Source organism: Streptomyces sp. PR69 (assembly GCF_026420845.1).
GTDB lineage: Bacteria > Actinomycetota > Actinomycetes > Streptomycetales > Streptomycetaceae > Streptomyces.
In genome coordinates this window covers 205266-221645 of record NZ_JAOWCB010000005.1, presented here as the reverse complement: position 1 = coordinate 221645, position 16380 = coordinate 205266, and the positions used below count along the sequence as shown (strand labels likewise).

The 16380-nt window shown below is 71.2% G+C and carries 20 protein-coding genes; 3 read left to right on the top strand and 17 right to left on the bottom strand.

Annotation, left to right across the window (positions count from 1 at the left end; all coding sequences use genetic code 11):
• The first annotated feature begins 413 nt into the window (after positions 1-413).
• Positions 414-1100 (top strand): SDR family NAD(P)-dependent oxidoreductase, encoded by a 687-nt coding sequence (locus OF819_RS07125; protein ID WP_267242506.1) that lies wholly within the window; start codon positions 414-416, stop codon positions 1098-1100.
• An 88-nt stretch (positions 1101-1188) separates the two neighbouring features.
• Here OF819_RS07125 and accC read toward each other — a convergent pair whose 3' ends face one another.
• The 11 genes from accC to OF819_RS07070 form a co-directional block, all read right to left on the bottom strand.
• On the bottom strand, positions 1189-2538 hold the full coding sequence (accC, locus tag OF819_RS07120; RefSeq protein ID WP_416370487.1) for an acetyl-CoA carboxylase biotin carboxylase subunit: 1350 nt from the start codon (positions 2536-2538) through the stop codon (positions 1189-1191).
• Positions 2535-3152: an acetyl-CoA carboxylase biotin carboxyl carrier protein gene (locus OF819_RS07115; protein WP_267242504.1), complete on the bottom strand. Its 618-nt coding sequence runs from the start codon at positions 3150-3152 to the stop codon at positions 2535-2537. The genes accC and OF819_RS07115 overlap by 4 nt, the downstream gene beginning before the upstream one ends.
• Positions 3149-4858, bottom strand: a complete 1710-nt coding sequence (gene accD, locus OF819_RS07110; protein WP_267242503.1) for an acetyl-CoA carboxylase, carboxyltransferase subunit beta — start codon at positions 4856-4858, stop codon at positions 3149-3151. The genes OF819_RS07115 and accD overlap by 4 nt, the downstream gene beginning before the upstream one ends.
• A 28-nt stretch (positions 4859-4886) precedes the next feature.
• Positions 4887-5198 carry an antibiotic biosynthesis monooxygenase family protein gene (locus OF819_RS07105; protein WP_267242502.1) on the bottom strand — a complete coding sequence of 104 codons (312 nt, stop codon included), beginning with the start codon at positions 5196-5198 and terminating at the stop codon, positions 4887-4889.
• Positions 5188-5532, bottom strand: coding sequence for an antibiotic biosynthesis monooxygenase family protein (locus OF819_RS07100; protein WP_267242501.1), 345 nt, complete (start codon positions 5530-5532; stop codon positions 5188-5190). The genes OF819_RS07105 and OF819_RS07100 overlap by 11 nt, the downstream gene beginning before the upstream one ends.
• Entirely contained in the window at positions 5532-6284 is a 753-nt protein-coding gene (locus tag OF819_RS07095) for an SDR family NAD(P)-dependent oxidoreductase (protein ID WP_267242500.1), read from the bottom strand. Before OF819_RS07095 ends, OF819_RS07100 begins: the two co-directional genes overlap by 1 nt.
• Before the next feature lie 27 nt (positions 6285-6311).
• The gene (locus tag OF819_RS07090) at positions 6312-6773 is read right to left on the bottom strand and encodes a DUF1772 domain-containing protein (protein ID WP_267242499.1); all 462 of its coding nucleotides are present in this window, start codon (positions 6771-6773) and stop codon (positions 6312-6314) included.
• A 15-nt stretch (positions 6774-6788) separates the two neighbouring features.
• Positions 6789-7262 (bottom strand): SRPBCC family protein, encoded by a 474-nt coding sequence (locus OF819_RS07085; RefSeq protein WP_267242498.1) that lies wholly within the window; start codon positions 7260-7262, stop codon positions 6789-6791.
• A 100-nt stretch (positions 7263-7362) separates the two neighbouring features.
• The gene (locus OF819_RS07080; protein WP_267242568.1) at positions 7363-8613 is read right to left on the bottom strand and encodes a ketosynthase chain-length factor; all 1251 of its coding nucleotides are present in this window, start codon (positions 8611-8613) and stop codon (positions 7363-7365) included.
• Between the two features lie 59 nt (positions 8614-8672).
• Entirely contained in the window at positions 8673-9956 is a 1284-nt protein-coding gene (locus OF819_RS07075) for a beta-ketoacyl-[acyl-carrier-protein] synthase family protein (protein ID WP_267242497.1), read from the bottom strand.
• Positions 9953-10387 carry a cupin domain-containing protein gene (locus tag OF819_RS07070; RefSeq protein WP_267242496.1) on the bottom strand — a complete coding sequence of 145 codons (435 nt, stop codon included), beginning with the start codon at positions 10385-10387 and terminating at the stop codon, positions 9953-9955. Before OF819_RS07070 ends, OF819_RS07075 begins: the two co-directional genes overlap by 4 nt.
• 344 nt (positions 10388-10731) lie before the next feature.
• Here OF819_RS07070 and OF819_RS07065 point away from each other — a divergent pair, with 344 nt between their 5' ends.
• On the top strand, positions 10732-11130 hold the full coding sequence (locus OF819_RS07065) for a SchA/CurD-like domain-containing protein (protein WP_267242495.1): 399 nt from the start codon (positions 10732-10734) through the stop codon (positions 11128-11130).
• A gap of 27 nt (positions 11131-11157) precedes the next feature.
• On the top strand, positions 11158-12579 hold the full coding sequence (locus OF819_RS07060; protein WP_267242494.1) for a multicopper oxidase family protein: 1422 nt from the start codon (positions 11158-11160) through the stop codon (positions 12577-12579).
• Between the two features lie 115 nt (positions 12580-12694).
• Here the strand turns inward: OF819_RS07060 and OF819_RS07055 are convergent, their stop codons facing one another.
• The 6 genes from OF819_RS07055 to OF819_RS07030 all read right to left on the bottom strand — a co-directional run bounded on the left by OF819_RS07055 (position 12695) and on the right by OF819_RS07030 (position 16282).
• On the bottom strand, positions 12695-13150 hold the full coding sequence (locus OF819_RS07055; protein WP_267242493.1) for a DUF1772 domain-containing protein: 456 nt from the start codon (positions 13148-13150) through the stop codon (positions 12695-12697).
• 3 nt (positions 13151-13153) lie between these two features.
• The gene (locus OF819_RS07050) at positions 13154-13534 is read right to left on the bottom strand and encodes a SchA/CurD-like domain-containing protein (protein WP_267242492.1); all 381 of its coding nucleotides are present in this window, start codon (positions 13532-13534) and stop codon (positions 13154-13156) included.
• Complete coding sequence (locus OF819_RS07045) at positions 13534-14289, bottom strand: SDR family NAD(P)-dependent oxidoreductase (RefSeq protein WP_267242491.1); 756 nt, start codon at positions 14287-14289, stop codon at positions 13534-13536. Before OF819_RS07045 ends, OF819_RS07050 begins: the two co-directional genes overlap by 1 nt.
• Positions 14286-14546, bottom strand: coding sequence for an acyl carrier protein (locus OF819_RS07040; RefSeq protein ID WP_267242490.1), 261 nt, complete (start codon positions 14544-14546; stop codon positions 14286-14288). Before OF819_RS07040 ends, OF819_RS07045 begins: the two co-directional genes overlap by 4 nt.
• Positions 14543-14881, bottom strand: coding sequence for a TcmI family type II polyketide cyclase (locus tag OF819_RS07035; protein WP_267242489.1), 339 nt, complete (start codon positions 14879-14881; stop codon positions 14543-14545). The genes OF819_RS07040 and OF819_RS07035 overlap by 4 nt, the downstream gene beginning before the upstream one ends.
• Before the next feature lie 147 nt (positions 14882-15028).
• The gene (locus tag OF819_RS07030; RefSeq protein ID WP_267242488.1) at positions 15029-16282 is read right to left on the bottom strand and encodes an aldehyde dehydrogenase family protein; all 1254 of its coding nucleotides are present in this window, start codon (positions 16280-16282) and stop codon (positions 15029-15031) included.
• Positions 16283-16380 lie beyond the last annotated feature (98 nt).

Genomic DNA, 16380 nt, shown 5'->3' with positions numbered 1-16380 from the left:
ACTCCCCACGGAAGTGGCCCCACGGGGCCGGATGTTCGGGCCCCCGCGCCTGAACTGCCGACCGGGCTGATTGTGCTGGCCCCCCGCCTCAACCTGCCCAGCCGCCTCCCCCAGCCACCTCCCCCAGTCTCCGTACGGGCGGGACCCCCGCGGAGGTACCCCCAGGGGCACCTCTCGGACCGAGTCTGGGGGAGGTTGAGGACACGGCCGAAGGCCGTACCGGGGCAGGCGGCGCGAAGCTGCCGCCCCTGGGGGGCGCGGGGCGCCAGCCCCGCAGCCCCCTCCCCCCCCGAAGGGGGGTCTGGGGGCTTAAGCCCCCAGTTACGGGAAGCGGGGGTCCCCCCACGCCCCCAGGGCGTAGGGGGAGGGGAAAGAACCGCCCGCGCCACCAACCAACCTCACCGGAGGAAACCATGAAACCGTCCACCCCCACCGCCCTCATCACCGGCGCCAACCGCGGCATCGGTCTCGCCGTCGCCGCGCAGCTGCACGCCGCCGGGTGCCGGGTCGTGGTCGCGGCGCGCGATCGGGAGACGGCGGAGAAGGCCGCGGCGGGCATCGGGGAGGGGGCGCGGGGCGTCGCGCTGGATGTGACGGATCCCGGGGCGGCACAGCGGGCCGTGCAGCAGGCCGGGGAGGTGGACATCCTCGTCAACAACGCGGGGATTCAGCTGGACTGGGGCGAGCGCCCCAGCGATGTCGACCTGGAGCTGGTGCGCCGTACGCTGGAGGTCAATCTGTACGGGTCGTGGCGGATGGCGCAGTCGGCCGTGCCGCAGATGGTGCGCCGGGGCTGGGGCCGGGTGGTCAATGTGTCCAGCGGCACGGGCTCGTTCGCCTTCGGCATCGCCGAGATGTGTCCGGCGTACTCGGTCTCCAAGGTGTCGCTGAACGCGCTCACCGTGATGCTGGCCAAGGAGACCGCCGGCACGGGCGTGCTGGTGAACGCGATCAACCCCGGTCTGGTGCGCACCCGGATGCGGCCGGACGCCGAGCAGACCCCTGAGGCCGCGGCGGAGCACATCGTGCGGGCGGCGACGCTGCCGGACGACGGGCCGTCGGGGGTGTTCTTCCGCCGGGACGCCGTCATGGACTGGTGAAAGGGGCGTCGCGGAGACACGCGGGTGAGGCCCGGTTCCCTGGCGAAGGGAGCCGGGCCTCACCCGTACGCGGCGTGCGGAACGCGGCTCAGCGGCGCGCGTCCAGGAAGGATGTGTCGTGCTTGCCGTCGCGGAAGGCGGGATCGGCCAGCACATCCCGCAGCAGCGGGATCGTGGTGTGCACCCCGGGCCCCGAGATGCGGAACTCGGCGAGCGCCCGGTCCATCCGGTCCAGGGCCCGGTCGCGGTCGGGCGCCCAGGTGATGACCTTGGCGAGCAAGGAGTCGTAGTGGGACGGCACACGCCACCCGGCATAGCCGTGGGTGTCGACCCGGACGAAGGGGCCGCCGGGCGGGGTGAACTGCTCCAGCAGACCGGGGCAGGGGGCGAAGCCGCGCGCCGGGTCCTCAGCGTTGACCCGGCATTCGACGGCCGCGCCGCGCGGCGTCAGGTCCTCCTGGGCGAAGCCCAGCTTCTCCCCCGCGGCGACCTGGATCTGTTCGCGGACCAGGTCGACGCCGAACACCGCCTCGGTGACCGGATGCTCGACCTGGATGCGGCAGTTCATCTCCATGAAGGAGAACCCCTCGTCGTGGACGAGGAATTCGAAGGTGCCGGCGCCGGTGTAGCCGACGGCGCGGGCGCCGCGCACGGCGGCGCGGGCCATGGCGGCGGTCAGTTCCTTGTGCAGGCCGGGCCCCGGGCTCTCCTCGATCAGCTTCTGGTGGCGGCGCTGCACGGAGCAGTCGCGTTCGCCGAGGTGCAGCACCGTGCCATGGCCGTCGGCGAGGACCTGCACCTCGATATGGCGGGCGCTGTCGCAGAACCGTTCCAGATAGACGCGGTTGTCGCCGAAGACGGCCTGCGCGGTGGCGCGGGTCTGCCGGTAGGCGGGCAGCAGCTCGCTCGGCTGCCGTACGACGGTCATGCCGCGGCCGCCGCCGCCCGCCGCCGCCTTGATGATCAGCGGAAAGCCGATGCGGGCGGCGAGGTCGGCGGCCTCCGCGGCGCTGTCGACGGTGCCGGGGCTGCCGGGCAGGACGGGCAGCCCGGCGTCCGTCATCAGCTCGCGGGCCACGGCCTTGTCGCCGAGGCGGGAGAGCACCTCGGGTCTGGGGCCGATGAAGACGAGGCCGCTGTCGGCGCAGATCTCGGCGAAGTCGGGGTCTTCGGAGAGGAAGCCATAGCCGGGGTGGACGGCCTGGGCGCCGGTGCTCAGGGCGGCCTCGATCACGGCGGGGGCGGAGAGATAGCTCTTGCGGGGCGCGCCGGGGCCGATCTGCACGGCGGCGTCGGCTGCCCGCACATGGGCGCTGTCCTTGTCCGCGGTGGAGTGCACGGCGACGGTGCGGATGCCCATCTCCTTGCAGGTCCTGATCACTCGGAGCGCGATCTCGCCGCGGTTGGCGACCAGGATGGTGTCAAAGGCCACGGTCAGTCCTCCCCGGCCCCGCCCGCGGGCTCCTCCGGGTCGAGAAGCACCAGGGGCTGCCCGTACTCGACCGGGGAGCCGTCGGCGATCAGCACCTCGACGACGCGGCCTGCGCGGGTCGCCTCCAGGGGGTTCATCAGCTTCATGGCCTCGATGATGCCGAGCTGCTGGCCGACCTCGACGCGGTCGCCGGGCCGTACGAAGGGCGGGGCCCCGGGCGAGGGCGCCGTATAGAAGGTGCCGACCAGCGGCGCGCATTCGTGGTGGCCCTCGACGGTGTCCTCGATGCGGTCCAGCGCGGCGGGCTCGCGTGCGGCGGCCGCGGTCTGCTGCTCGCGCTCGTCCCATTCCACCTCGATGCTGGCCGCGCCGAGGGTGACGCGCACCCGGCGGGGGTGGCCCGCTCCCACCCGGACCACGTCCGCGATGCTGCGGCAGATGTCGGTGAGAGCCAGGGCGCTGGTGTCGTAGTCCAGACCGGCCAGTGGGTCGTCGGTGGGGGCGGTGCGGAGACTCTCCTTGGTGACTTCGCTCATCGGTCTCTCTCCGTAGTACCTGCTGCCGTTGCCGTTGTGGCCGCGGTGCGCGTGATGGCCGTTGTGGCCGTTCTGGCGGATCATGACCGCGTTCCTGAGGCGGCCGGCACGTCCTGGGCCAGACCGAAGGCGCGGAAGCGCCGGCGGCGGGCCGCGGGCGAGACGGTGACGGAGCGCAGCTCGCGCAGCGCGGCCACGGCGGCCCGGCGGATGGAGTCGCTCATGGCGGAGGTGTCCGTGTGCCCGCCGCCCTCGGGCTCCGGTATCACCGCGTCGACGACGCCGAGGCGCAGCAGGGAGGCGGCGTCCAGGGCGAGTTCGTCGGCGGCGACGGCGGCCTCGGCCGCGTTCTTCCACAGGATCGCGGCGCAGCCCTCGGGGCTGATCACCGAGTAGGTGGCGTTGGCGCACATCAGCACCCGGTCGGCGACGCCGAGCGCGAGCGCCCCGCCGCTGCCGCCCTCGCCGGTCACCACGGCGACCACCGGGACGGGCAGCGAGCCCATCAGCCGCAGACTCTCGGCGATGGCGACGGACTGGCCTTTCTCCTCGGCGGTGAGTCCGGGGTACGCGCCGGGGGTGTCGATGAGGGTGACGACGGGGACGCCGAGTTTGGCGGCGAGCCGCATCAGCCGGGCGGCCTTTCGGTAGCCGGCCGGCGAGGGCATGCCGAAGTTGCGGCCGACGAGTTCGGCGGTGGTGTGGCCCTTCTGGTGGCCGATGACCATCACGGGCAGTCCGTCGAGCCGGCCGAGGCCGCCGACGACGGCCGGGCACTCCTCGCCCGCCCGGTCGCCGTGGAGTTCGACGAAGCCGTCGAGCCAGAAGCCGATGTGCTCCAGGGCGGTGGGCCGGCCCGACTCGCGGGCCAGCTGGACGCAGTCCCAGGCGGGGAGCTGGTCGAGGAGCTGGCTGTCGCGGACGGCCGGGTCGTCCTCGCCCGCGCCCCAGTCGGGGCCGGGGTCGTCGGCGACGGCGAGCAGTCTGCTGAGCCGGGCGCGCAGTTCGGCGCGCGGCCAGACGTCGTCGACGAGACCGTGTTCCAGCAGGAATTCGGCGGTCTGGAAGCCTTCGGGCAGCTGCTGGCCGATGGTCTGTTCGATGACGCGGGGTCCGGCGAAGCCCATCCGGGCGCCGGGCTCGGCGACCACCACGTCCGACAGGGTGGCGAAGGACGCGGCGACGCCGCCGTACGTCGGGTCGGTGACAAGGGTGACGGTGAGCAGCCCGGCCTCGTCCAGCTCGGCGAGCGCGTTGGACGTCTTGGCCATCTGCATCAGGGAGAGCGCGCCCTCCTGCATCCGGGCGCCGCCGGAGGCGGTGACGATCAGCAGCGGGGTGCGGTCGGCCAGCGCCGTCTCCGCCGCGGTGGTGATCGCCTCACCCGCGGCGACGCCGAGGCTGCCGCCGAAGAAGCGGAAGTCCATGACGGCGGCGACCAGGGGGCGTCCTTCGATATGGCCGCGGACCACCAGCACGGCGTCCTGCTGTCCGGTGCGCGCCCTGGCCTGCCCCAGCCGCTCGGCGTACGGCCGCTGGTCCACGAAGTCCAGCGGGTTGTGCTGAGTGGCGGGCACCGGCACCGGCCGGGCGCTGCCTTCGTCGAAGAGCTGTGCGATACGGGTGGGCGCGTCCAGCCGGGCGTGTGCCCCGCACTCCGGGCAGACGCGCAGCAGACGCGTATAGCGTTTGCCGTAGACCAGGGAGCGGCAGCCGGAGCAGGAGACCCAGGCCGCCTGCTCGGCTGCCGCCTTCTGTGCCTTGCCTGCGGATGGAAGCGTGGTGGTCATCTGTGCTTGCCCTTCAGTAGGCCGGCCGTCAGTAGGCCGCCTCCACTTCGTAGACGCCGAACGGCGTGGCGAGCCGGGTGTCGCGGTACGGGCGCAGGGGCGCGGTGTCCTCGCGGTGTGCCGCGCCCTCCTCCCAGCGGCGGAAGGCGGCGAGGTCGGTCCAGCGGCTCACGACGACGAGCGCGGTGGGGTCCAGCGGGGAGCGCAGCAGTTCGTTGCCGAGCATGCCGGGCACTCCCGCGAGCCGCTTGCTGACCAGGTGGTATGCCTCGCGGACCGCCTGGAGCTGCTCGTCGTCGCAGGCCGCCTGGTAGACCAGGACGCGTACTTCACGCGCCATGCGAGGCGGCCTTGCCCTCGATGTGCGCCACCACCCGCATGGTGTTGAACGAGCCCTTGCCGCGGTAGGCCTGGAGACGTTCGCGGTGCGCGAGGTGGGCGTCGCTGGACTCGAAGGCGCGGAAGCCGGCTTCGTCGGTCCAGTCGCTGACGATGAAGTAGACGCTCTCCTCGTCGTTGTCCTTGGACAGCCACTGGCCGAGACAGGCGGGGTGGCCGGTGACGGCCTCGGTGGAGCCGCGCCAGGCCTTTTCGAAGCCGGCCTCCATACCGGGGTTGATCTCCATGCGGAGCAGGACCCGGAAGGCGCCCTCGCCGTTCGTCTGTGCGGTCATCAGGAGATCCCTCCGTCGACGCCGATGGTGGCCCCGGTGACATACCGGGAGAGGTCGCTGGCGAGCCAGAGGATGGCGCCCGCGACCTCGTCGGGCGTGCCGAGCCGGCCGAGCGCGGTCTTGGCGCTGTACCGCTCGACCATCAGCTTCTGCTGTTCCTCGGGCATCTTGTGCAGGTTCTCGGTCTCGATGACGCCGAGCGCGACGACGTTGAACCGGATGCCCTGGCCGCCGAACTCCTTGGCCAGGGAGCGGTTCAGGCCGACGAGCGCGGCCTTGGCAGCGGTGTAGTGGGAGCGCAGCGGGATGCCGGCCTCGACGGCCTTGGAGCCGATGCTGACGACGGACGCTCCCGCGCCGAGCAGCGGCAGCGCCTTCTGGATCACCAGATGGGTTCCCGTGACATTGGTGTCGATGATCCGCCGCCACTCCTCGAACGGCAGCTCCGCGTACGGGATATGGCTGATGGCGCCCGCGTTGTTCACGATCAGGTCAAGGCGGCCGTAGTGCTCCCTGGCGACGTCGATCAGGGCGGTCACATCGGCCGGGTCGGCGACGTCCGCCTTGACGACATGGTGGTCGCCGGCGGTCTCGCCGAGTTCCTTCTGCAGTGAGGCGACGGCGTCGCTCTCGGTGCGGTAGCAGGTCAGGACATCGGCGCCGGCCTGGGCCAGCGCCCGGACGATGCCCCGGCCGACTCCCCGGGTACCGCCGGTGACCAGGGCTTTCTTGCCCGTGAGGCCGAGATCCATGGATTGTCCTCCATCACAGTGGTCTTGTCAGAGCAGCAGGGCGAGGGCGGTGCAGTTGACCAGGAGCGCGAGGACGGTGAGCCAGCTGCGCCGGGCGTTCCAGGCGCCCCAGTTCCAGCGCGGGTCGTTGGCTTCGAAGTCGTCCGGCAGATTGTCCGGGTCGAGGGTCTGCACCCATTTGTTGACCGGGACGTTCTTGGTCAGTGAGATGGTGACGGTGACCGCGGCGAGCACGGCGCCGACGATGAACAGGGTGCGGACCGCGTTGTCCGGGGCGATCACGGCCAGGACGACATCGCCGACCAGGGTCCCGAGCAGGCACAGCGGCATCGCCGGGTCGTAGCGCGTGGCGAAGAAGGCGTGTGCGTGCACATAGCGGTCGGCGGGCAGCGCCGCGAGCAGCGGCCAGCCGCCGAGCTGGGTGCCGAAGAGCACTCCGGCGGCCAGTCCGTTGAGCAGGACGACCGCGGGGACCAGATAGGCGATCACCGGTGTTCTCCTCCGCTACCCCTGGCCGGCCGTGGCCCGGCGGGCGGCTTCGGCTTCGACCTTCTGCTTGATGAGGTTCATCTGGATGCCGGTGTTGCGGTTGAGGTGCTCGGTCATGCCGGCGTCGCTCACCGGGGCCTGGGGCTTCATATGGAAGTCCTGCACCCAGCGCATCCGCACTCCGCCGTCCTCCTGGGTGTACTCCCAGTACAGGCGCATGAATTCAAACGGCCCGGTCTCCACCCGGTAGGCGTGGACGGTGCGGGCCGCGGGGTCGGGGATGCGCCGGGAGACCCAGCTCCAGACGTTGCCGTCCTCGTCCGGGTGCATGGTCAGCCGGAAGGTGATCTCCTTGCCGTCCTCCTCAAGCACCTCCACGGAGGCGTACTCGCTGAACAGCTGCGGCCAGGACCTCAGATCGTTCGTCATATCCCAGACCAGGTCCATCGGCGCGTCGATGAGGATGCTGTTGTCGGTGTGGCCCGCCATGGCGGCCCCTCCTGCCATTGGTCTGCCGTCGGTCGGTGTGCCGTCGTACAGGTGGTGCGTGCGGTCGATGCGATGCGGTGCGGTGCGGTGCGTGCGGTGGTCAGTCGGCTGCCCGGCCGAGGACGAGGGCGGCGGTGAAGCCGCCGTGCCCGCGGGCCAGGACCAGGGCGGTGGAGAGCTCCTGGTGGCGCGGCTCGCCCAGGACCAGATCGATCTCGGCGCCGGGGGCGGGCGCGGCCGGGCCCACGGTGTGCGGGATCACCTGGTCGCGCAGGGCGAGCAGCGCGGTGGCGACGTCGAGCGGGGCCCCGCCGCCGTAGAGCCGTCCGGTGAGCGTCTTGGGCGCGGTGACGGGCACGCCGCGCGGCCCGAAGACCTCGGTGAGCGCCTCGGCCTCGGCCAGATCGGCGGCCGGCACGCCGAGCGCGTCGGCGAACACCACGTCGACGGCGGACGGTTCGACGCCCGCGTCGGCGAGTGCCTCGGCGATGGTGCGGCGCAGCGCGGGCGGACGCCCGGAGCCGGGGGCGGGGTCGAATCCCGCGGCATAGCCGAGGACCCGTCCGTAGATCTGTCCCGCGCCCCGCGCGGCGGCGGACTCGGCGCTCTCGACGATCAGCATCGCGCCGCCCTCGCCCGGCAGATAGCCGGCGGCGTGCTCGTCGAAGGGCACATAGGCGCGGGCGGGGTCCTGGACGGTGGACAGCCTGCCGGTGGAGAGCTGTGCGGTCAGCCCGTACGGGCACAGGGAGGCGTCGGTGCCGCCGGTGACGACAAGCCGGGAGCCGGTGCGGATCAGCCGCCGGGCCTGGCCGACGGCGTCCAGCCCGCCGGCCTGCTCGCAGCAGATGACGCCGCAGGGGCCGCGCAGCCCGTGCCGGATGGAGACCTGTCCGGTGGTGGCGGCGTAGAACCAGGCGATGGACTGGTAGGCCCCGACCCACTCGGGGTTGTGCTGGTAGAGGTTCTCCATCTCGTGCTGTCCGAATTCCGTGCCGCCGGAGGAGCTGGAGGTGACCACGGCGAGCTCGTACTCGGGCAGCTCGGCCGGGTTGACCTCCGCGTCCTGGATGGCCGCCTCGGCGGCGGCCAGTCCCATATGGGTCCAGTGGTCGGTCTGCTGGATGAGCCTGCTGGGCACCTGCTCTTTGGCGGTGAACCCGGGCACCTGGCCGGCCAGCCGCACCGGATAGGGCGTCGGGTCGAAGCGGCTGATCCGCCCGATGGCCGGCCGTCCGGCGAGCACGGCGGACCAGTGCGCCTCGGTGCTCAGCCCGGTGGGGGCGATCACTCCGATGCCGGTGATGACGGGCGCGGCGGTGGATGCGCCCGGCTGGCCGGGGGCCGGCAGCCCGGTCGCCGTGGTGACGGGCCCCGTGGCGACGGACGTCGTCTGGAGGTCTGCTGTGGTCACCTTCGGTCCCCTCCGTACTCGACCGCGCCCGAGCGGGCCAGCAGCATGGCGCTCTGGAAGCCGCCGAAGCCGCTGCCGACGCTGAGGACGACGTCCATGCGGTGCTCGCGGGCGGTCAGCGGCACATAGTCCAGATCGCACTCCGGGTCGGAGGTGCGCAGATTGGCGGTGGGCGGCACCACCTGGCGGTCCAGCGCCAGGGCGCAGGCGGCGACCTCGATGGAGCCGATCGCGCCGAGCGAGTGGCCCACCATGGACTTGATGGAGCTGACCGGCACCTTGTAGGCGTGGCTGCCGAGGGAGCGTTTGAAGGCGGCCGTCTCATGGCGGTCGTTCTGCTTGGTGCCGGAGCCATGGGCGTTGATGTAGTCGACGGACGCCGGGGCGAGACGGGCCCGGTCCAGGGCCACCTTGATCGCCTCGGCCATCTCCCGGCCGTTGGCCTTCAGCCCGGTCATATGGAAGGCGTTGCTGCGCCCGGCGAAGCCGACCAGCTCCCCGTAGATATGCGCCCCGCGCGCCTCGGCGGCCGTCTTCTCCTCCATGATGAGGACGGCGGCGCCCTCGGCGAGGACGAAGCCGTCGCGGTCCTGGTCGAAGGGGCGCGAGGCGTGCTCGGGGTCGCCGTTGTTGGGCGAGGTGGCCTTGATGGCGTCGAAGCAGGCCGAGGTGATCGGCGACAGCGGTGCGTCGGTGGCCCCCGTGACCACCACGTCCGCCGCGCCCTCCTCGATGAGCTGGGCGCCGTGTCCGATGGAGTCGAGCCCGGAGGTGCAGCCGGTGGAGATCAGGGCGGTGGGGCCCTCCGCGCCGACCTCCCAGGCCACCTCGACGGCGAGGGTGCTGGGCACCATATAGCCGTACAGATGCGGCACTCCGTAGGAGTGGTCGACCAGCCAGTGCTTGCCGGCGTCGCTGAGGAGGACGTACTCCTCCTCCAGGCCCATGGTGCAGCCCACCGCGCTGCCGATGCTGACGCCGATCCGCTCGGGCGGGGTGTTCGCCAGGTCGAGGCCGCTGTCGGCGACCGCCTCACGCGCGCTGACCACGGCGAACTGCGCCGCACGGTCCATACGGCGGATCTGGCGCGGGCTGAGTCCGGCGTCCGCCGGGTCGAAGTCGGCCTCGGCGGCGACCTGGGAGCGGAAGGCCGTGGGGTCGAACAGCGTGATCCGGCGGGTCGCGGTGCGGCCCGCCGTGAGCATCTCCCAGAACGGCTCCCTGCCGATCCCGCCCGGCGCCACCACGCCTATGCCGGTGATGACGGCCCTGCGGCTCACTGGGCACCGCCCACCTGGGGGTTGGCCTGATCCGGGCGCTGCACCTTCTCGGTGTCGACATGCCCGAGGTCCGGGCGCGGCGCGAGCGGGGAGAGATGGAAGGCCGCGCTGGCCGTCTCCGTGCCGGTGTTGACGAGCCGGTGGCGCACCCCGATGGGCACCAGCAGCGAGTCGCCGGGGCCGAGCGCCACGGGCTGTCCGTCCATGGTCATCTCCAGCTCTCCGGCGACGACATGGAGGAACTCCTCCGAGTACGGGTGGTAGTGCTCGGTGACGAAGTCGCCCGGCTCGAGCGTGAGCACTCCGCCGAAACCGGAGGTACACCCCACGGTCTTCGGGCTGAGCGTGGTCCGGATGTCGCCGCCGCGCCGGGTGTTGGCCTCGACGTCGTCCGCGTGCACCCGGACGGTGCGCGTGATCTCGGTGGTCACTGCCCGCCTCCTTGACGGCCCTTTATGTCCAATGGCCTGAACCGTCGCAGTCGCCCCTACAGGGCCGCTTGAAGAAACATGGACGGCGGGGCGGCGGTCCCGATCCCCCGGGAACGGCAGCCCCGCCGACAGCCCCGGCCGGGAACCGGCGGCGCGAAGCCGCCGGCCGCAGGGGCGCGGGGCGGAAGCCTCGCAGTTCCTCCTCCCCCCGAAGGGGGGGCTGGGGGCGAGTCCCCGGTGGTGGATGTACCCGTGCTCAAGGTCGGCGCGAGGGCCGTGTTCTGCCATGGCACGGCAGGAATCAGCCGTCTCACGCGTCCACGCGCGCCAGCGAGGGAGCAGCCATGCCGTTCGCCGCCATCACGTATGACATCAAGGCCGGCTACGAGAAGGAGATCACCGAGATCTTCACCGGCTTCCGCCGGGTGGGCTCCCCCGTGGTGCAGGGTGAGAACGGCGAGGAGACCGCGCGCATTCTGGCCACGGCCGTCTTCATCCGGGACGACACGATGGTGCGCGTCATCGAGTACGAGGGCGATCTGGACGCCATCGCCCGGCATATGGCCACCCAGCCGGGGGTGCGCGAGGTGGAGGAGAAACTCGCGCCCTATCTGTCCCGGCCCCGTGCCACGGACACCGTGGAGGGGTTCGTGGCCACCTTCAAGCGATCCCTGCTCACGTGTATGGCGCAGATGTCCGTACGCGATCTGCCGGCCGCGCGGCCGGCCCCGCACACGAGCTGAAACGAGGAAGACAATGGGGGAAGTTACGTGCTGAACCGCAGAAAACTGCTCAAGGCGGGCACGGCTGCCGGGGTGCTGGCGGCCGTGCCCGCCGGTCTCGTCCTGGGGGCACGGCCGGGGCGGGCCGCCGCGGCGGCGAGGGGTCCCTATGCCGTGCCGCTGCGGATTCCCCGGCCGGAGCGCCCGCTGCGCATGGGCGGATACGACGTCTACCGGCTGACCACCCGTGAGGCGGATGTGTCGATCCTGCCGGGCGCCACCTCCCGGGTCCGCACCTTCAACGGGCAGCTGAGTCCGCTGATCATGGCTCAGCGCGGCCGTCCGGTGCTGATCGAGCAGGTCAATGAGCTGCCCGAGCCGTTCTCGATGCATCTGCACGGCGGGCATGTGCCGCATCACTCCGACGGACATCCCGACAACGAGGTCGAGCCCGGCGGCCGACGGCTGTTCCACTACCCCAACAGGCAGTCGGGCTCGACGATGTGGGTGCACGACCACTCGCACGACACGCATGCGGAGAACATCTATATGGGGACGGCCGCCACCTATCTGCTGACCGACCCCGAGGAGGACGCGCTGCCGCTGCCGAAGGGGCAGTACGACGTCGTGCTGCAGATGCGCGACGCCAAGGTGGAGAACGACGGTACGTTCGTCTGGGATCCGAACGGCTTCAACGACCGTCCGGTGTTTCTGGTGAACGGCGTGCCCACCCCGTACTTCGAGGTCGCCGCGCGCAAGTACCGGCTGCGGCTGGTGAACACCTCCAACGAGCGGGCGTTCGTGCTGCGGCTCGGCGAGGGCGACGAGTTCACGCATATCGCCACGGACGGCGGACTGCTGCCTGCGCCGGTGCCCAGCCGGGTGCTTCAGCTGTGGCCGGCGGAGCGGCAGGAGATCGTGATCGACTTCTCGCGGTATCCGGTCGGCTCGAAGATCGAGCTGCACACCATGGTGACGTATCCGGGGGAGACGCCGGAGGTGATGCGGTTTGACGTGGTGCGTGAGGCGGAGGACCCGAGCAGTGTGCCGGAGGTGCTGCGGCCCGTGGAGGACCTGGGCGCGCCGACGGTTGAGCGGATGTTCGAGATGTCGTTCAGCCCGGAGACCGGTCAGCATCTGATCAACGGCAAGCCGTTCGACGTCAACCGGGTGGACTTCCAGTCCAGACTGGGCGATGTCGAGCTGTGGACGATCCGCAACAAGGACGCGGAGTTCGGGATACCGCACTCGCTGCACCCGCATCTGGCGCACTTCCAGATCGTGGACCGCAATGGCCAGGCGCCGGGTCCCAGCGAGGCCGGGTGGAAGGACACGGTCACGGTCCGGGCCGGGGAAGAGGCCAGGGTCAAGATCCAGTTCACGGACTACACGGGTCTTTTCATGTTCCACTGCCATCTGATGGGGCATCTGACGATGGGCATGATGGGTCAGATGGAGATGGTGCGCTGAGCCCTCGCCCGCGAGTGCGCGCGGGCGGCGAGCCTGTGAGACGCGCAGAACCGCGGCGGTCACCGTGTCAGGTCGGTGGCCGCCGCGGCGCTTGCGATGGCTGTGCTCAGATCCCTCAGATCATGGTGACCGCCGCCGCGTTCACCGCCAGGGCCAGCAGCGCCAGCAGGGTGCGCAGCAGATGCCAGCGACGCCACAGCGGGCGCGGGTCCTCCCAGTCCGCCGGCAGTTCCTCGGGGTTCTCGACGGCCTTGACCCGGCGGTTGATCGGCACATTGCACAGATGCGACACGGCCGAGACACCCAGCAGCAGCACCGCCGCGACGCCGAACAGCACCCTCGCCGCCCCGTCGTCGGCGGTGACGGCGAGGGCCCCGGCCAGCAGGGTCGACGTCAGGACGACGACCGGCATGGTCGGGTCCCAGTTGCGGCCCAGCAGCTTGTGCGCGTACACATACGTACCGGTCTCCATGGCGAAGAGGGCGGGCAGCACGCTCAGCGCCACGGCGAAGAGCACCCCCGCGGTGACGCCGCTGCCGAGGAGAACGGCCGTCCCCAGCACCGCGTCCATAGCTCAGGCCTGTGCCGGGTGGGTGTCGACGGTGAGCTGGGCGATGGACCGCATCGTGGCGTTCCTGAAGTACGCGGCGAAGCCGGCCGGGCTGGAGGTGTCGCGCTCCTCGGCCAGATACGGCTGGAGCTTCTCCTCCAGCGCATGCACGCCCTTCTGGGTCGCCATATGGCGGCCGATCGCGGCGAAGTCGCCCTCGTAGTGGATGACGCGGACCATCACATCGTCCTTGATGAACACCCCGGTGCCCAGCAGCCGTCCGGCGGCCTGGCCGTCCTCGCCCTTGAGGTCGGGGGTGTCCACGCGGGTGAAGCGGGAGAAGATCTCGGCGATCTCCTCCTCGTGGCCGGGCTTGACCCGGTAGGTGATCGCTGCGTACGGCATCAGATTCCTCCATCGACGGTGATCGTGGCGCCGGAGACATAGCGGGAGGCGTCCGAGGCCAGGAAGAGCACGGCTCCGGCGACGTCCTCCGGGCGGCCCAGCCGGCCCAGGGCGGTCATCGAGGCGATGCGCTCCCGCAGCGGCGGCGGCAGTTCCGGGCCGGCCTCGCTCTCGGTGACGCCCGGCGCCACGGTGTTGACCCGGATGCCGCGCGGCCCGAGTTCCTTGCACAGCGCGCGGCCGAGACCCACCAGGGCCGCCTTGGAGGCCGAGTAGTGGGCGCTGAACGGCCGGCCGCGCAGCGCCACCGAAGCGCCGATGTTGACGATGGACGCACCCTCGTCGAGCAGTTCCAGCACCGCCTGGGTGACCCGGTACGCGGAGGTGACATTGTGGTCGAACAGCCGCTGCCATTCCGCCGTGTCCAGGTCGCCGAACTTGGCGTGGCCGTCGACGCCGACGTTGTTCACCAGCACATCGAGCCCGCCGAGCCGCTCCTGGCAGGCTTCGGCGAGCGTCTTCGCGCCCTCGGCGGCGGTGACGTCGGCCCGTACCGTCAGATGGCCGACGCCGAGCCGGCCCAGATCGTCGGCGAGCGCCTCGGCCGCCTCGCCGTCCCTGCTGTGCCCGGCGATCACCTGGGCGCCGGCGCGGGCGAAGGCCAGAGCCGTCGCCCGCCCGATGCCGCGGGTGCCTCCGGTGATCAGCACACGCTTGCCCGCCAGTCCCGGGGTGACCGCGTCCTCGGCGCTCATGCCGCCTCGGGCAGGCTGGAGTTGATCATCTTCAGCAGGATGCGCGGTGTCTCGGCCTCCACCACGGCGTCGTCGGACAGCTCGACGCCGCGCTCCCGCTTGATGACCCCGGTCACCTGCAGCAGGGCCAGGGAGTCATAGCCGAGGTCGATGAAGGGGACGTCGAGCACGGCGTCGCTGTCCAGGTCGATGCCCTCGGACTCCCCCGCGCATTCCCGGAGCTTGTCGGCCAGCTCCGTCAGAGTGAACTCGCTCACTGGATCCTTCCTCCCTCTTTGGTCCAGATGTAGAAGGACTGCGCCATCGCGTCCTTGGGCTCTTTCCAGTCGGGGTCGTAGGGGGACACGCACTGGGCGAGCCGGGTGTTGATGTCGTCGTAGAGCGGGTGGCTGCGCGCCTGGTAGAGCCGCGGGCTGATGTCCTCGTCGGCCTCCACGAGATGGAAGTACAGATCGTGGAAGGTGAACAGGGTCCGCCTCGTCACACCGATCATGTGGGGCAGCTCGCTGGAGTCCGACTCCTCGAAGATCTTGGCGATGTCGCCGGCCTTGCCCGGCTCCATCCGAGCCACTATGAGCGTCCGGTGTGCCACCGTCGGCCTCCTTCGTGGAATGTGCTGAAGAGCCCCGCGATGAGCGGGTCTGGCTGAACCGTGACAGGGTGCGCTGGAGCGCCGCTCGATCCGCCGTCCACCTCTTCCCCGCCGCCCGGGACCGGCGCGGCGCGCTGTGTACGCCGCTCAGCGCAGCGGACCGGTGATGACGGCACGGCGCAGCCCGGCCTCCGCGGACAGCAGCAGCGGCCGGCCGATGAGCCGGCCGTCGCGCCGGACGCTGCTGGCGTGCACGCCGAAGCCGCCGAACGGCCGGTTTCCGTCCCTGGCGTCCAGGGCGGCGGCATTGCGGCTGAGGACGGCCGTGCCCAGCGTCTGGCCCGTCAGCCGCGGCTCGCCCAGGGCGCAGACGTACATCCCGCGCTCCAGCTCCTGCGGAGTGCGCGCCCAGGCGCGCAGCATCTCCGGGTCCTCATAGGGGACGAGGCAGAAGACGGGCGAGAACAGCTCGGGCGGATGGAAGTCCGCGCCCTCGGGAAAGACGAGCAGCGACGGCTCGACGAGCATCCGCTCGACGTCGGCGGAGCCGCCGCTGACGACATGGTCGGCGTTCTCGGCGAGAAACGCCGCCGCGCCTTCGACGGCGTCCTCGTGGACCAGGGGGGTGAGCACGGTGTCGGGCCAGCTGCGCGCCCCGACGGTGAGCACGGACAGTTCGGCGCGCAGCTGTTCCACGACGGCGTCGAGCCGGAGCCGGTGGACGAAGACGACGTCGGGGCAGAGTCCGTCCTGACCGGAGTTGTGCAGCCGGGCGCGCAGGATGGCCCGGCAGGCGGCCCCCGGATCGGTGCGGGGGCCCACGACGACCGGGTTGGGCCCGGACCCGGCGGCGAGGAACAGCGGGCGGTCTCCGACGGCGTTCATCAGGTCGCGGGCCTGGGCGGGACGTCCGGTGAAAACCACCGCGTCGGACTCGGCGCACACGGGGGCGAACTGCCGCCGGGAAATGTCGATCATTCTGATCCGCCGCGCCACGTCGGGGTCGAGCCGGCCGGTGATCATTTTATGGACGGCATATGCGGTGTCCCGGGTCAGCGCGGAGGGCCTGATGACCACCTCGTCGCAGTACAGCGCGGGGACCAGACCGTACAGGGCATAGGAGTAGAGGACATGATGCGGCGGCAGGAAGACGGAAAGCCGGGAGAGCTGCGCCGGGCAATTGCGGGCGAGTTCCGCAGGAGCGCCGGTCAAGGCTCCGACGGCGCGCAGGAGTTCATCGCGGGCGCTGCTGTAGACGGCGATCCTGGTGAGCTGGGCCAGCAGCTCCGTACGGCAGCTGAGCAGCGCGGACGCGGTGCGCATGGCCTTCTCGTGCGCGGCTTCCAGATTGGGCCAGGTGCGGGTGAACGACTCCAGCACAGGCATGGACGGATTGCTCATCGAGCTGTCTCCTCGCGGCGCGGGTCGGTCTTGAGTCGTCCTCAAGACCCCTCGGATATTCTGCTGCCGCCACCCGGCTCATCGAATGCAGAACTCAC

Excerpts from the sequence above, each read along its gene's own strand:
- OF819_RS07125 (WP_267242506.1), top strand. The coding sequence starts at position 414 with ATGAAACCGTCCACCCCCACCGCCCTCATCACCGGCGCCAACCGCGGC.
- OF819_RS07115 (WP_267242504.1), bottom strand. The coding sequence starts at position 3,152 with ATGATCCGCCAGAACGGCCACAACGGCCATCACGCGCACCGCGGCCAC.
- accD (WP_267242503.1), bottom strand. The coding sequence starts at position 4,858 with ATGACCACCACGCTTCCATCCGCAGGCAAGGCACAGAAGGCGGCAGCC.
- OF819_RS07105 (WP_267242502.1), bottom strand. The coding sequence starts at position 5,198 with ATGGCGCGTGAAGTACGCGTCCTGGTCTACCAGGCGGCCTGCGACGAC.
- OF819_RS07100 (WP_267242501.1), bottom strand. The coding sequence starts at position 5,532 with ATGACCGCACAGACGAACGGCGAGGGCGCCTTCCGGGTCCTGCTCCGC.
- OF819_RS07095 (WP_267242500.1), bottom strand. The coding sequence starts at position 6,284 with ATGGATCTCGGCCTCACGGGCAAGAAAGCCCTGGTCACCGGCGGTACC.
- OF819_RS07085 (WP_267242498.1), bottom strand. The coding sequence starts at position 7,262 with ATGGCGGGCCACACCGACAACAGCATCCTCATCGACGCGCCGATGGAC.
- OF819_RS07065 (WP_267242495.1), top strand. The coding sequence starts at position 10,732 with ATGCCGTTCGCCGCCATCACGTATGACATCAAGGCCGGCTACGAGAAG.
- OF819_RS07055 (WP_267242493.1), bottom strand. The coding sequence starts at position 13,150 with ATGGACGCGGTGCTGGGGACGGCCGTTCTCCTCGGCAGCGGCGTCACC.
- OF819_RS07050 (WP_267242492.1), bottom strand. The coding sequence starts at position 13,534 with ATGCCGTACGCAGCGATCACCTACCGGGTCAAGCCCGGCCACGAGGAG.
- OF819_RS07045 (WP_267242491.1), bottom strand. The coding sequence starts at position 14,289 with ATGAGCGCCGAGGACGCGGTCACCCCGGGACTGGCGGGCAAGCGTGTG.
- OF819_RS07030 (WP_267242488.1), bottom strand. The coding sequence starts at position 16,282 with ATGAGCAATCCGTCCATGCCTGTGCTGGAGTCGTTCACCCGCACCTGG.